Consider the following 14189-nt stretch of genomic DNA (forward strand, 5'->3'; position numbering starts at 1 on the left):
CGCCTGCCGTTGCTTTGGCCGCGGCATGTCACTTGTGCGGTCAAAGTCTTCTTAACGGTGCTGTATCGCCTTGGACTCCATCCCATCGGATGCTCCTTTCTTAATCATCAGTCTGCGGACGTCAGGCAGCACCATCGCCAGACCGGCCAGCAACAGAACAAAGCCTGCGGCCCGAAACCCCGTCGGCTGGTCCTGCGTGAAAACCGCCCAAGCCAATAGCGCGACCATACCGATCAGTGGCGGGGCCAATGGCCGGAGCGGCACCTGTTGCACGCGGTGCATCCAGAGCAGCGCAATCATCAGCCCCGCGGCTTCGCCCAGTCCTGCGATATGCACCACATGGGGCAGGCTTGCGCCTTGCAGCACACTCCATGCCGCGAGGGGTAGGAACGTGATACGCAACAGGTCCGTCAAAAGCTCGGTCTTGCGATACCCTTCGCCCAGCGCGACAATCGCACACCCGCCTTTGGCCACCCGCAACGCCTGAACCGCCGTCAAGAGCGTCAGCAGGGGCAGCACAAGGCGGTATTTATCGCCCAGCACATGGTGCACGAAGGAACCGCCAAGCAGGTTGACGGCCATGACCATTCCCGCAGCCAGCACGATATGGCTTTGGATCGTGATGATCGCTTGGGCCCGAAATTCCGGGCGCGCGGCGCTGGCTGACAGGCGGGGTAGAAACAGGCTCATCGTGCTGCGTATCAGGACCAGCGACGGGGTCAGTGTTAGCGATACGGCCATGGAAAACAGGGCCAGCGCCTCTAGCCCCAGAAGACGCCCGACGATGGCGCGTTCGCCATTGAACACCAGAAACATCACCGCGCCGCTTGCCATGAGGGGCCATCCGAACTGCATGCTTTGGACCATAACGGTCCCATCAAACCGCAGCCGATAAGGGCGTTTTGCAACTGCGTGAGACATGAGCGTGCCCAGCGCCATATGCACCAACATGGCAAAAAGCATGATGCGGAAGTCATCGAACACCCGCGATAGGGGCAGCAGCGCCGCCAACGACCCCAGCGGCGGCAGCAGCGCGATCCATATTGCGGCGCGATGTTTGTGGTGACGGGTCTGGCGATAGACGTCCAGATGCATCCCCCCCTGTAACAGCGGCACTACAGAGATCAGTTGAAACGCCCATGTCAGCTGCAACACCCCAAAGGCACGGGCCAGAAACGGCGCGAGAAGGAACAGCGCCGCCGCCCCGATCATGCCACGTATCAGCGCCACACCATGCAGCGCGCTATGAAAATCCGCATCATCCCCCTTGGGCGCATTGACGATCTGTTGTTGAAAGCCAAGCGCGGTCAGCATCTCTATCATAGCAAGCGCGAGCACGAGGCTTGTGCCGATCCCGAAATCTTCGAGGCTGATCAGACGCGACACCACCACCGTTCGCAGCAGCAAGATCGCCGCGGCGCAGGCGTTGCCGGACAGCAGAAAGCCAAACGACCAGATCACGGGCCACCCCCTATCGCGCATATGATGTCAGGGCAGGTCAATGCGGTTCCACCGGTGCAAAAGCCGTTCGGGGTCATGGCCCCGCAGCAGCGACAGCATCCGTCGCGCGCGGTAAAGCCGGATAGACGTCAGCCCGATCAACGCCATCAGACGGTTGCGCGCGCCCTTGATGCGGGGGCTGGTCGCGACCTCTGCCACAGCGCATAGCGGTGACGGAACGAGCAGCAGCGCCTTTATCGCCCACCGGATCCGGCCGCCAGCGCCGGTACATCGCGTCCAGTCATGGGCAAGCTGCCTGTCCCATTTCAGCCGCAGGCCCGTCGCCGTATGCGGCGGGTGATAGACAACCAGATCGGCGGCGAAGCCTATGCGATATCCGGCAAAGGTGGCGCGCTGGCCCCAGTCGCGGTCCTCGGCATGGTGGAGGCCCTTGAAAGGGCCTACCGCGTCAAACACCTTGCGATGCACGATCAGATTGCCCGTCCCCGTGAACCCCTGCTGCGCGATGTAGCGGTCCATCCGATAAGCAAAAATCGCTTGATATGCGGACGCGGGGTCAAGTCTGCGCCCGTTACGTTCGATACGGACATCACCGCCAAGGATCGCATTGGGGTCGCGCGCCATATGCGCGGAAATATGCGCCAGCCAATGCGCGTCGGGCAGGCAATCGGCGTCCAGAAAGGCAAGCACATCGCCCCGTGCCCGCGCCGCGCCAAGGTTACGTGCGGGGCCGGGGCCGGGGATCGGCTGGTGGATCAGGGATACCCATGGGTAATCGTTAACAACTCCTTGCGGTGACCGTGCGGAGCCATTGTCGACGACGATCACCTCGGCTGGCTTCCGCGTTCCGGCGTCCAGCGCGGCAAGGCAACGCGCAAGGGCGTTGTGTTGGTTGAGATGGGGGATCACGACAGTGATGCCGGGTGGGGCGGACGGTGTGTTCATCCCCTCTTAAGACGAGAAGATGGTAAAGATTTCGCTAACGTCGAGGTCTCAGGAACCGCGGAACCCCCGGCGCAGCTGGCTGCTGATAGGCTCTGCCAGATAACTCAACACGGTTCTGTCTTTGGTCTTCAAAAACGCCTCGATCGGCATACCGGGGACCAAACGGACGGAGGCTGGCAGACGGTCCAGCTCGGTACGGGGGATATCCAGAATGACCCGATAAAAGCTGTCGCCATTGCGCGGGTCCACCACCACCTGCGGAGAGATGCTGTAAACGCTGCCGGTCAGTTGCGGGGTCGTGTGCGGGTCAAAGGCGGTGAGCACGAGGGTGGCGGGCTGATCATAGCGTACCAGATTGATCGAGCGCGGATCGACCTGCACCTCGAATTCGAACTTTGACTGCTGCGGCACGATATCCATCAAGGTCGCACCCGCCCCGACAACCGCACCAACGGTCGTGGCGCGCAGTTCATGCACCATCCCGTCGACGGGGGCCCGAAGGGCGATACGGTCAAGCTGCGCTTGGCGGGTGAGGATCGATAGGGTCAGTTCCTGAACTTCGGCAGTGACCTCGCGCAGTTGCAGCGCGACCTGTTCCTGAAACCGGCGATCGGCTTGCAGGCTTTCCAGCTTGAGCGTCCAACGTTGGTGGATCAACCGCGCCAGATCCGCCCGCCGCGCGGCAAGGTCACCGCGCAAACCCGCCCGCGTGGACTGTAGTTGCGACAAACGGACCTGCGGGGCCAGCCCCTTTTCAACCAAGCGCGTGAGGCTGCGCAGCTCTGTCGTGAGGATGGCAAGCTGTTGTTCCAGCGCAGAGATTTGACCGTTAAGGCCCGTGGCCTGGGTTTCGACATCGGCAAGATCACTGGCCATGCGGGCGCGCATTCCCGCGCGCATCTGGGCCCGCGCCTCGAATATCGCGGCCTGCCCTGCCTGCGCTTGCGTCATATCCAGCGCGCCGATTTTTGCTGGCAGATCAATGGCATCGAAACGGGGGGCGGGGCTTTCGTCACGCTCTGCCTCCAGACGGGCGCGCAGGCCCGCTGCCTCGGCCAGACGGGCGCGCGCCATGCGCAGGTCAATCTGCAAGATCGTGGCATCAAACCGCGCCAAGACCTGCCCCGCCTTGACGATATCCCCGTTCTGGACCGGCAATTCTGCCAATACGCCGCCATCCACCGTCTGGATTACCTTGGGCTTGCCCGCCACATCGATCTGCCCCGTCGCGATCACCGCCCCCGAAAGCTGTGTTGTCGCGGCCCATCCCCCAAGCAGCGCAAACAAGCAGAACATCGCGGCCATCGCAGCACCGGTAATGTGCCAAAGGCCGGTCTTGGGCTCGGGGGGGGCATGATGTGACACGGAAAGCTCCTTTGGTTGATGAACCCGGCGGGGATGCTGGGGGTGCATTCACCTTCGACAGAGGCTTGAGGCGCTGCGGCGGCATTCATGCGGCGGAATTGAGGCGCGGAGTCTTCATGGCGGCGCGGTACGGGGTCAGGGGCGCCCTGTTGCCCGATGGGTTTAAACCAAGACAGAGGTCAGCCCCAAGGGGGGAGAGACGGATAAACTCGATTGTTTTCAGTAAACTAGGTCAAAACCTCTGCGGTCAACCTTCAGCAAGCCCCCTCTATGGCCGCTGCAAGTTCACGCCGCTTTTACCGTGCACTTCGGTCACATCTCTAAATACCCGGCATTTTAGACCATTTGATCACATCGCAGCGCATAGGCCCTGCCCCCGCGTTTCCGCGCTGTGCGCTTGGCCTTGATCCTTACCAGACTGTGTATTGTTTCGATCAAAAGCATAGAAACATGGCCACATTGTTTTTGTTTCCGGTCAAAGTGACGCCACATTGTCCCCGTACCCACAACAATACACAGGACGCGGGCCACAGGCCTGCCACCGGTTCAAAGATGTTGAGGGCTGTAACAATGGCAACCAGATTTAACGTTTTCTACCTTGGGAATGTCGGTCGTATCGATACGACCGAGGGAAACCAGATCAGCGAAAACGCACGCTCGCTGGAGGGGGAGACCTTTGGTGGTGCCAACAGCCCGCTTTACAACAACATCAAATCCTTCTCTCCGGGGGCGCGGGGGTATGGAAATACTGCACGCGGCACATACTCTACTGATAACAGTGGGGAAAACGGGTCTGACACCTTCCGCATCGACGATGGCAACAGCCAGAACTTTGACGCCATCGCGTCCTATGCCGCGACGCTGACCTACGCCGACGGTTCCCAGGCGACCGTGACGGCGATTGTCTTCCAATCCACCAACGGCGACCTGTTTCTTGCGCCGGCTGCCAGCTCCTCCGATTACCAATCCGCGCTTGAGGCGGGGCCCATCGACTCCATCACGTTCAACACTGTCTCTTCAAACGAGTCGATGATGTACGCCAGCCGCGTCGATGCCGACTATGTTGCGCCGGATGGCACCGTTGATGGGACGTCGGGTGATGATTCCATGCGTGTGGGATCGACGGACGCGCAAGCGGACGAGGTGGACAACAGCGGCAACGTGGTGAAGCTGGGCGCGGGCAACGACAAAATCTCGGCCGGGTCGGGCGATGACACGATTCTGGGCGGCGCGGGAAATGACTATATCGCAGGCAATGACGGCGACGACCGCATCCACGGCGACGCCGACACCACCGAAGAGACCACGTTTTCCTGGGCCAACCAGAATATCGAGGACGGCGTTAGCGTCACGGGTGGTATCACCGGGGTCACCTCGTCCGGCAATATCCAGGTCACGATGTCGGTGGATCAGGGGGAGAACTTCCGCTCTGCCACGATGGAGCGGAACGACCCGCTGTATGACTACAACGAACTAAGCGACAGTTCATCGATCCATATCCTTGGCGGTGCGGCGGGGTCGGACCCAAATACCGCGAAGATGAGCATCGACTTCTCGTCGCTGGACAGCGGCGTGTCGGACGAGGTGAGCAATGTCACCTTCGGTATTTTCGACATCGATCAGGCCTATGGCTTCGTGGATGAAGTCATCGTGCGCGCCTATGACGCCGACGGCAATCTTATCCCTGTCAATCTGACGGCGGGCAATAGCGATACGCTGGACGTGAACGACGAAACCGGCCGTGCCATCAGCACGGATGCGGGGCGGGGCACGACCAATGCCAAGACGGGTTTCCTGCAGGTCGATATCGCGGGCCCCGTTTCGCGGATCGAGATCGAGTATAACAACCACGACCCCGATGATACCGGCCACGCGATCCGTGTTGGCGACCTCAAGATGTCGACCATCAGCGCGACCGATGCAGGCAATGATACGCTGGACGGTGGGGCTGGCAACGATACGATCTATGGCGACGGCGGGGATGATAGCCTTTCTGGTGGGGCGGACAATGACAGCCTGTCCGGCGGCAGCGGTGACGACCGGATCGAGGGTGGCACGGGCCACGATACGATCGCGGGCGGCACTGGCAATGATGCCATGTCGGGCGGGGATGACGCCGATCTGTTTGTCATGGAAGATGATTTCGGCACCGACAAAATCGCCGGTGGCGAAGGCGGCAAGGACTATGATGTCGTCACCTTCGACGCGCTGAGCAACGGTGTCTCTGTCACCTATACCGGCGCAGAGTCGGGTACCGCGACCGAAGGCCCCAACAGCGTTTCCTTCACCGAGATTGAAAAGCTGGTTCTGACCAATTCATCGGATTACGTGGATGCCAGCATTGGCGGTGTCGCGGTTGATACCGGTGCAGGCGATGACACGATCAAGGTTGGTGATGGTGCCTATAACATCGACGCCGGGACGGGCGACGACCGGATCATTCGCGAGGCGGGCACCACAGCGGACGACGCGAACTCCGTCATCGACGCGGGCGATGGCATCGATACCTATGTCGCGGGCAGCGGGCTGGGGGCGGATCACACCGTCGATCTTGCCGCCAGCCGGCTGGACCACGCAGGAAACGACCGTGGCGATCTGCTGAACTTTGAAAACGTCGCGCTCGAGAACTCTGCCGCGTCGGTCAAGGGCGACAGCAAAGACAACACCATCACCGCGCGCGGGACACAGGACAACAGCTTGTCCGGCGGCGACGGCGATGATTCAATCGATGGCGGCGGTGGCGACGACAATCTGCACGGCGACGCGGGCCGCGATACCCTGATCGGGGGCGACGGCAATGATACGCTGGACGGCGGTCAGGACGACGACCAGCTGACAGGCGGCGACGGCGATGACGTATTCGTCTACTCCGGCGGTCACGACACGATCACCGATTTCAACGCGGGTAATACCGGCCCGCTGGATGATAACGACACCACCAATAATGATTTCATTGATCTAAGCGGCTATTACGACAAGATCTTCGATCTGCGCGCTGACTATGAAGACAATGGCATTCTGGATCAGTCCAACTTCGAGACCACGGATTACACCTATAATTCCAAGTTCGAGGATGGGTCGCTCAAGTTCATCGGCGTGCAGGCGCAGCACTTTACCTATGACAACACCGGCGTTGTCTGCTTTGGCAAAGGCACCGCCATCCGCACGCCGCGCGGGGATGTCTTGGTCGAAGACCTGCGTGTCGGCGATCTTGTCACCACAATGGACAACGGCCCGCAGAAAATCCGCTGGATCAACACGCGGTCTTACGATGCCGGACAAATGCAAAAGGGATCACATCTGCATCCCGTGCTGATCAAACGTGGCACTTTCGGTGCCGAACGGGATCTCTTGGTCTCGCAGCAACATGGTGTTTTGGTCGGCCAGAGCGGCGATAGCTTTGCCCGCGCCAAGCATCTTGCCGACGCGGCCAAAGGCGTGCGCATCGCCAAGGGCAAGAAATCGGTCACCTACGTTCACTTGATGTTCGACGACCATCAGGTGATCTTTGCCGAGAACGTCCCGTCGGAAAGCTTCTACCCCGGCCCGATGGCGCTGACGCAGATGAGCAAACCGCATCGCGCGGCATTCTCCAAGGTACTGCCCGCCTTGGGCACAGGGCGCGTCAGCCGCGAAGAAGTCGCCAAGGTCTATGGCCCTACAGCACGCGTGTTCCTGAAGAAGAAACAGGTGTTGAACCAGCACGGCTTGCCTGCGCGCGGCAAGGGTAAGGCCCCCTCGCGCCTGATCCTGCAAGCAAGCGCTGATCTGGCCCGGCAGCAGGCGACCAAGGCAATTCGGACCCGTAACACAGTCACAACAGCAGAGGCCCGCGCCTGACCCTAAAGCGCGGTATCGTAGGCTGTATCGTAGGCTGTATCGCACAAAAAAGGCGGGCGCATCTCTGCACCCGCCCACAAAACCCTGAAGGGTTAAGTCTTATTTGTCGCCTGGCAGACCAGCAGCGGCCTCACCTACGGTGGCGTCAAGGTTCTGGTTACATACAACCATGAACTGTTCCATCGCGGCTTCGTCCATTGGCTCTGCTGTCATGTTGGATTCAGCAGTGTTACCACCAGTGTCTTCCACAGCTTTCAGGTCACCTTCCAGCGAACCTTCTACAGCCTCATCGTCCGTTGCTTCGGCAGCGGTTACGGTTGTTGTTGTTTCTTTGTCACGCCCACTGCCACCGATGGAACCACCGTTGTCACCGTCATCGATCTCTGCGATCGCAGCGGAAGCCACCATCATCTGGTCGTCTTTCGACAGCTCATTAAATTCGGCACATGACATCGAAGGGCTGGCATGTGCAGCAGCAAATGCTGGTGCGGATACGGTACCCATAAGGGCGGCGATGGCGAGTGTTTTAAATGTATTGGTCATTGTTAAGCTCCTAATTTCTCGTTTCTGCATACCCAACCCCGTGCAGCGCGAATTGGTTCCCATGTCACAAAACTAATCGCTTCACCAAAAAGAGAGCGACGGGTAACCCGCTCGCCTTAAAAAGGTTTTTCTGCGCTGGACGCTGTTGATTTGCGCGCCTACCTTCGGCCGCATGATCCGGTACACGCTCAAACGTTTGCTTTCGCTCTGTATCAGCCTGGCTGTTGCGTCGCTGGTGATCTTTACCGTTATCGAAGTTGCCCCCGGTGACCCGGCCTCTTTCATGCTGGGGATGAATGCGCAGCCTGAAACGCTTGCTGCATTGCGCAGTGAACTTGGGCTCGATGCATCGAAACCGGCGCGCTATCTGGCTTGGGTCGGCGGGCTGCTGCAGGGGGATTTCGGCACCTCCTATACCTACCGCACCCCCGTGTCCGAGATGATCGCCGCGCGGCTTTGGGTGTCCCTGCCGCTGGCGCTGTACGCGCTTGGGCTGTCCACGCTGATCGCCTTTCCCGCGGGGATCTATGCGGCGGCACGGCGTGGCAAAGCCGGGGATATGGGGGTCATGGGGGCCACACAACTGGGGGTCGCGGTGCCCAATTTCTGGTTCGCGATGATCCTTGTGCTGATATTCGCCATCAACCTGCGCTGGTTCGCCGCCGGCGGTTTTGTCGGCTGGGATCAGGGTGTGCTGACGGGGCTTCACGCCCTGACCCTGCCCGCCATTGCGCTGGCCCTGCCCCAGGCGGCCATTCTGGCGCGGGTCATGCGGTCGGCGCTGCTGGATGTCTTGGGCGAAGACTATATGCGCAGCGCCCGCGCCAAAGGGCTGACCGAAAGACAAGCGCTGTGGCGGCACGGGTTACGCAATGCGCTGATCCCTGTGCTGACGATCATCGGGCTGCAATTTTCGTTCCTGCTGGCGGGGTCGATCATCATCGAACAGGTGTTCTATCTGCCGGGGCTTGGACGGCTGGTGTTTCAATCCATTTCGGCGCGGGATCTGATCGTGGTGGAATCCGTGGTCATGCTGCTGGTCTTTTCGGTCATTGTGGTGAACTTCCTTGTGGATCTGGCCTATGCGGCGGTTGACCCGCGTCTGAGGGCGCGCGCATGAACCGGAACCTGATCCTTGGCGCGCTGCTGACCTCGATCTTTCTGCTGTCCGCGCTTGTGTCCTTTGTCTGGACGCCGTTTTCCCATACAGCGATGGATATCCCGAACAAGCTGCAAGGGGTTGGCGGCGCGCATCTGCTGGGCACCGATCACTTTGGCCGCGATATCCTGAGCATGATCATGGTCGGTGCGCGCACCTCTATCGCCGTGGCGCTGGTGGCGGTGGGCATCGGCATGGGCCTTGGCGTGCCGCTTGGTCTGTGGGCGGCAGCCAAACGCGGGTCGCTGGTGGACGAGATCATCATGCGCGGCAACGATCTGGTCTTTGCCTTCCCCTCACTGGTGATCGCAATCCTGATCACGGCGATCTTCGGGGCCAGCGCGGTGAACGCGATTATCGCCATCGGCATCTTCAACATTCCCGTCTTTGCGCGCATCACCCGTGGTGCCGCGCTTAGCCTGTGGGAGCGTGAGTTCATCCTCGCCGCGCGGGTCGCTGGTAAATCGGCGGCGCGGATCTCGGTCGAACATATTCTGCCCAATGTGACCAATCTGTTGATCGTGCAGGGGACGATCCAGTTCAGCCTCGGCATTCTGGCCGAGGCAGGGCTGTCCTATGTCGGGCTGGGCGCGCAGCCGCCGACGCCATCCTGGGGCCGGATGCTGGCAGATGCGCAGACCATGGTCAGCATCGCACCGCATATGGCGCTGGTGCCGGGGTTCGCGATCATCCTGACGGTGCTGGGGCTGAACCTGATGGGCGACGGGCTGCGCGATGCGCTGGACCCACGGTTGCGGGTGCGCCGGATATGAGCTTGCTTAGCATCACCAACCTGTCGGTGGCGATCCACCGGTTCAATATCCTGCAGGGTGTGACCCTCTGGGTCGACGCCGGAGAGATCGTGGCCGTCACCGGCGAAAGCGGGTCGGGCAAATCCATGACCGCGCTGGCGGCGATGCAGCTGCTGCCCAAGGGGACGCAGGCGCGCGGTCATATCATGCTGGGGGATCAAGACCTGCTGGCCCTGCCCGAATCCGAGCTTTGCGCGATCCGCGGCAATGACATCGGCATGGTGTTTCAGGAACCGATGACGGCGCTGAACCCGGTGCAGACCATCGGCCATCAAGTGGCGGAAACCATCCGTATCCACGACAAAACCGTGTCACGTCACGCCGCGGCCCGCCAAGCCGCCGAAACGCTTGAGCGGGTCGGCCTGCCAAATGACCGCTTTCCCCTGTCCCGCTACCCGCACGAGCTGTCGGGCGGGCAACGCCAACGGGTGGTGATCGCGATGGCGATCGCGCTGCGGCCGCGCTTGCTGATCGCCGATGAACCGACCACCGCGCTGGATGTCACGACGCAGGCGCAGATCCTTGATCTGCTGAAATCGCTGGCGCGGGAGGACGGGATGGGGCTGCTGATGATCACCCATGATCTGGCAGTGGTCGCCGATATGGCCGACCGCATCATCGTCATGCGCAAGGGAGAGATCGTCGAACAGGGGCACACACACACCCTGCTGCACACCATGCGCCACCCCTATACGCGGATGCTGTTTGCCGCCTCGACCCATGCGGTCGCCCTGCCTGCCGCCCCGCCTCCGCAGCCGCTGCTAAAGGTGGAAAACGTGAGCCGCGATTACGCCCTGCCGCGCAAGACGCTGTTCGGCAAACCGGGTCGGTTCCGCGCCGTCGATAACGTGTCCTTCACCCTGCAACGGGGGGAACGCCTTGGCCTCGTCGGCGAAAGCGGCTGCGGGAAATCGACCCTGACGCGGGCGCTTTTGGGTCTGGAACCGGTGCAATCGGGCAATATCACGCTGGACGGTGCAGCGGTCTATAGCGGCAGCAAACCCGATCTTGCCGTGCGGCGCAAAATGCAGGTGGTGTTTCAGGATCCCTTCGGCAGCTTCAACCCGCGCCACCGCGTGGACCGGCTGATCACCGAACCGTTCCACCTGCTGCCCGACCCGCCCAAGGGCCGCGCCCGCAGCGATGCCATCGCCGATGCGCTGACCGCCGTGGGGCTGTCGCCGGAAGATGCGACCAAGTACATCCACGAATTCTCGGGCGGGCAGCGCCAGCGCATTGCCATCGCCCGCGCCCTGATCATCCGCCCCGACCTCATCCTCTTTGACGAGGCGGTGAGCGCGCTCGATGTCTCGGTTCGGGCGCAGATCCTTGATCTTCTGGCCGCGCTTTGCAGCGCCTATGACCTGACCTATCTCTTTATCTCCCATGATCTGTCCGTGGTGCGCACGGTCACGGATCGGGTGCTGGTGATGAAATCGGGGCAGATTGTCGAACAAGGTGCCACCGCCGACGTCTTTGATCGCCCGCAACACCCTTACACGCAAAAACTCCTCGCCGCCGCGCCCCGTTTGCCGGATCTGTGATGCCCTTCTTCATTTTGCCAAATAAACTCCCCGCGGAGCGTCCCGCACCAACCAAAGGCCCTGCCCTATGAAACCCGGACCCAGAAACCTGATCACCGATGTGCCCGGCCTTCGAGTGGGAAACGCGCAGGACGATGCGCTGAAATCCGGTACGACGGTGCTGCTGGCGGATGACCCCTTTACCGCCTCTGTCCATGTGATGGGCGGTGCTCCCGGCACGCGCGAGACGGATTTGCTCGCCCCCGATAAATCGGTCGCCGCGGTGGATGCGCTGGTGCTGTCGGGCGGGTCGGCCTATGGGCTGGATGCCTGTTCGGGCGTGGTGGACGGGCTGCGCGCGGCAGGGCGCGGGTTTCGGCTGGGCGATGCGACGATCCCGCTGGTGCCGGGGGCGATCCTGTTCGACCTGCTGAACGGCGGTGACAAGACCTGGGCAGAGAATCCTTACCGCGCCTTGGGCCGTGCCGCCTATGACGCCGCGGCTGAAGATTTCACGCTTGGCACCATCGGCGCGGGCACCGGCGCGCTGAGCGCGATGGTGAAAGGCGGGCTGGGGTCCGCGTCACTGCAACTGCCCGATGGGACAATGGTCGGCGCATTGGTCGCGGCCAATCCGGTGGGGGCCGTCACCACGCCGGGTGACCATCACTTCTACGCCGCCCCCTTCGAGGTGGATGCAGAGTTCGGCGGCATGGGCCCGGACCCGGCGACGGGGCTGGGGATGACGCTGGAAAGCCGCAAGATGGCGTCGATGTCCCCGCGCGAAAATACGACGATCGCGATTGTCGCCACGGATGCGACCCTCACAAAGGCGCAATGCCAGCGGATGTCCGTTGCGGCCCATGACGGGATCGGGCGGGCCACGGTGCCTGCGCACACCCCCTATGACGGTGATCTGGTCTTTGGCCTGAGCACCGGCGCGCATGAGGTTGCCGAAAGCATTCTGCCGCTGATCGGCCATGCCGCGTCACTGTGTCTGGCGCGGGCGATTGCGCGGGCAGCCTATCACGCGACGCCGGCGGCGGGCGATCTGCTGCCCTGCTGGTCTGATCTGAACAGCTAAACTCATAAAAAAGCCCGCGCTCCCCTTCTGGAAACGCGGGCCAATTCGGCTGGTTAGAGCCGCTTATTCGGTTTTCTCGGCCTCTGCATCGTCGGCCATGGGCGCGTCTGCTGCGGCCTCGGCTTCGGGAGAGAACGTCGCGAGATAGGCCGCAACATCTTCGCCGCCTTTGCGCATTCTGAACGACATTTTCGAACGGGCTTTCTTGTCATCCAGTGTGGTGCGCAGGAAATCGGTGGGGTTCTGCAGGTATTCGGCCATATTGGCTTCGTCCCAGACCAGACCGGCTTCACCGGCGGCAACCAGATCATCGCCATAGCGATAGTCTTCGACGGTGCCGGCCTGCTTGCCGATGATCCCGTAAAGGTTCGGACCGACCTTGCCGCCCCGCTGGAAGGTTTCGCCAGCGTCGTCCACGATCATGTGGCAGGCTTTGCATTTGCCGAACTGCTTTTCGCCGGCGTCTGCGTCACCCATGCTATGGCTGTCTGCCAGGGCCGGAACCGCGATCACGGTGGCCAGTAGAGCGCTATAGATATGTTTCATTGCGATTTCCCATATGTATCAATCATCCTGTAACCTAGGGGGCGCCCCCGTGATTTCAACGGGCGCTTTTGTCGCGGGGGCGATGCTGGGGCTCAGGCGCGGGGGCCTATTGTCACCTCAAGCGTCGCGATCCCGTCAACGCCGCCGGTCACGACATCCCCTTCCACAAGGGCTGCGACACCGGCCGGTGTGCCCGTCATGATGATATCCCCCGGGGCCAGCGCCATAGATTGCGACAAGATCGCCACATGTTCACGCACTGACCAGATCAGATCGGCCAGATCGGCGTCCTGCCGCACCTCACCGTTCACGGCAAGCCAGATGCGGCCCTGTTCCACAGACGGGACATCGGCGATGGGTTTCAGCGCGGCAATCGGGGCGGAGTTGTCAAAGGCCTTGCCCCAATCCCATGGCCGACCGGCTTTCTTCGCCTCTGCCTGCAGGTCACGGCGGGTCAGGTCGATCCCGACCGAAGCCCCCCAGACGTGATCCATCACGTCAGTTTCCGCGATGTTGCGCCCGCCTTTGCCGATGGCGATCACCAGCTCGATCTCGTGGTGCAGATCCTCTGTCTGGGGCGGATAGGGGATGGTGCAGGGCGTATCCAGTGCCGCATCGGCGGGTTTGGTGAAAAAGAACGGAGCCTCACGCGTCGGGTCTTTGCCCATCTCGCGGGCGTGCGCCTCGTAGTTGCGACCCACGCAGAAGATGCGGCGCATGGGAAAACGGGCGTCGGTGCCCTGCACAGCCAGACTGGCCTGTGGCGCGGGGGGGAATACAAAATCATCAGCGGGCATGGGGCATATCCTTTGCAATAGTCGTGTCACAGACATACGCCCCTGCGGCAGCCCCGTCATCCGATAAGACACCAAAAGGCAGGTTAGACATAAGCTGCAACGCAAAAGGCCGAC

General features: G+C 61.6%; 11 protein-coding genes. 5 read left to right on the forward strand and 6 right to left on the reverse strand.

The features are described 5' to 3' along the window. Positions 1-51: 51 nt before the first annotated feature. From SJY36_RS15355 to SJY36_RS15365, 3 genes are read right to left on the reverse strand one after another with little or no spacing between them, the layout of a single operon-like run. On the reverse strand, positions 52-1461 hold the full coding sequence (locus tag SJY36_RS15355) for an oligosaccharide flippase family protein (RefSeq protein ID WP_386176253.1): 1410 nt from the start codon (positions 1459-1461) through the stop codon (positions 52-54). A 27-nt stretch (positions 1462-1488) separates the two neighbouring features. Then, positions 1489-2406 carry a glycosyltransferase family 2 protein gene (locus tag SJY36_RS15360; RefSeq protein ID WP_386176255.1) on the reverse strand — a complete coding sequence of 306 codons (918 nt, stop codon included), beginning with the start codon at positions 2404-2406 and terminating at the stop codon, positions 1489-1491. Between the two features lie 48 nt (positions 2407-2454). Then, positions 2455-3771: an HlyD family type I secretion periplasmic adaptor subunit gene (locus SJY36_RS15365; protein ID WP_386176257.1), complete on the reverse strand. Its 1317-nt coding sequence runs from the start codon at positions 3769-3771 to the stop codon at positions 2455-2457. Between the two features lie 570 nt (positions 3772-4341). On the opposite strand from SJY36_RS15365, the gene SJY36_RS15370 reads away from it, so the two are divergent. Next, a complete protein-coding gene (locus SJY36_RS15370; RefSeq protein ID WP_386176259.1) occupies positions 4342-7611 on the forward strand; it encodes a Hint domain-containing protein in 3270 nt (1089 codons plus the stop codon). 99 nt (positions 7612-7710) lie between these two features. On the opposite strand, the gene SJY36_RS15375 is transcribed toward SJY36_RS15370, so the two are convergent. Further along, a complete protein-coding gene (locus tag SJY36_RS15375; RefSeq protein WP_386176261.1) occupies positions 7711-8154 on the reverse strand; it encodes a hypothetical protein in 444 nt (147 codons plus the stop codon). Positions 8155-8326: 172 nt separating this feature from the next. Between SJY36_RS15375 and SJY36_RS15380 the strand changes: the two genes are divergently transcribed. The 4 genes from SJY36_RS15380 (at position 8327) to SJY36_RS15395 (ending at position 12732) form a co-directional block, all read left to right on the forward strand. After that, positions 8327-9274 (forward strand): ABC transporter permease, encoded by a 948-nt coding sequence (locus SJY36_RS15380; protein WP_037965886.1) that lies wholly within the window; start codon positions 8327-8329, stop codon positions 9272-9274. Continuing rightward, on the forward strand, positions 9271-10086 hold the full coding sequence (locus SJY36_RS15385; RefSeq protein WP_386176263.1) for an ABC transporter permease: 816 nt from the start codon (positions 9271-9273) through the stop codon (positions 10084-10086). Before SJY36_RS15380 ends, SJY36_RS15385 begins: the two co-directional genes overlap by 4 nt. Beyond that, positions 10083-11669 carry an ABC transporter ATP-binding protein gene (locus SJY36_RS15390; protein WP_386176265.1) on the forward strand — a complete coding sequence of 529 codons (1587 nt, stop codon included), beginning with the start codon at positions 10083-10085 and terminating at the stop codon, positions 11667-11669. The genes SJY36_RS15385 and SJY36_RS15390 overlap by 4 nt, the downstream gene beginning before the upstream one ends. Positions 11670-11736: 67 nt before the next feature. Next, complete coding sequence (locus tag SJY36_RS15395) at positions 11737-12732, forward strand: P1 family peptidase (protein WP_386176267.1); 996 nt, start codon at positions 11737-11739, stop codon at positions 12730-12732. 63 nt (positions 12733-12795) lie between these two features. Here the strand turns inward: SJY36_RS15395 and SJY36_RS15400 are convergent, their stop codons facing one another. After that, positions 12796-13278: a cytochrome c family protein gene (locus SJY36_RS15400; RefSeq protein WP_243250918.1), complete on the reverse strand. Its 483-nt coding sequence runs from the start codon at positions 13276-13278 to the stop codon at positions 12796-12798. A 92-nt stretch (positions 13279-13370) separates the two neighbouring features. Next, the gene (locus SJY36_RS15405; protein WP_184583658.1) at positions 13371-14075 is read right to left on the reverse strand and encodes a fumarylacetoacetate hydrolase family protein; all 705 of its coding nucleotides are present in this window, start codon (positions 14073-14075) and stop codon (positions 13371-13373) included. Positions 14076-14189 lie beyond the last annotated feature (114 nt).

It is taken from the genome of Sulfitobacter sp. R86518 (assembly GCF_042466275.1).
GTDB lineage: Bacteria > Pseudomonadota > Alphaproteobacteria > Rhodobacterales > Rhodobacteraceae > Sulfitobacter > Sulfitobacter pontiacus.

Coding starts and splice junctions, on each gene's coding strand:
- SJY36_RS15375 (WP_386176261.1), bottom strand. CDS start 8,154: ATGACCAATACATTTAAAACACTCGCCATCGCCGCCCTTATGGGTACC.
- SJY36_RS15370 (WP_386176259.1), top strand. CDS start 4,342: ATGGCAACCAGATTTAACGTTTTCTACCTTGGGAATGTCGGTCGTATC.
- SJY36_RS15405 (WP_184583658.1), bottom strand. CDS start 14,075: ATGCCCGCTGATGATTTTGTATTCCCCCCCGCGCCACAGGCCAGTCTG.
- SJY36_RS15385 (WP_386176263.1), top strand. CDS start 9,271: ATGAACCGGAACCTGATCCTTGGCGCGCTGCTGACCTCGATCTTTCTG.
- SJY36_RS15390 (WP_386176265.1), top strand. CDS start 10,083: ATGAGCTTGCTTAGCATCACCAACCTGTCGGTGGCGATCCACCGGTTC.
- SJY36_RS15395 (WP_386176267.1), top strand. CDS start 11,737: ATGAAACCCGGACCCAGAAACCTGATCACCGATGTGCCCGGCCTTCGA.
- SJY36_RS15360 (WP_386176255.1), bottom strand. CDS start 2,406: ATGAACACACCGTCCGCCCCACCCGGCATCACTGTCGTGATCCCCCAT.
- SJY36_RS15380 (WP_037965886.1), top strand. CDS start 8,327: ATGATCCGGTACACGCTCAAACGTTTGCTTTCGCTCTGTATCAGCCTG.
- SJY36_RS15400 (WP_243250918.1), bottom strand. CDS start 13,278: ATGAAACATATCTATAGCGCTCTACTGGCCACCGTGATCGCGGTTCCG.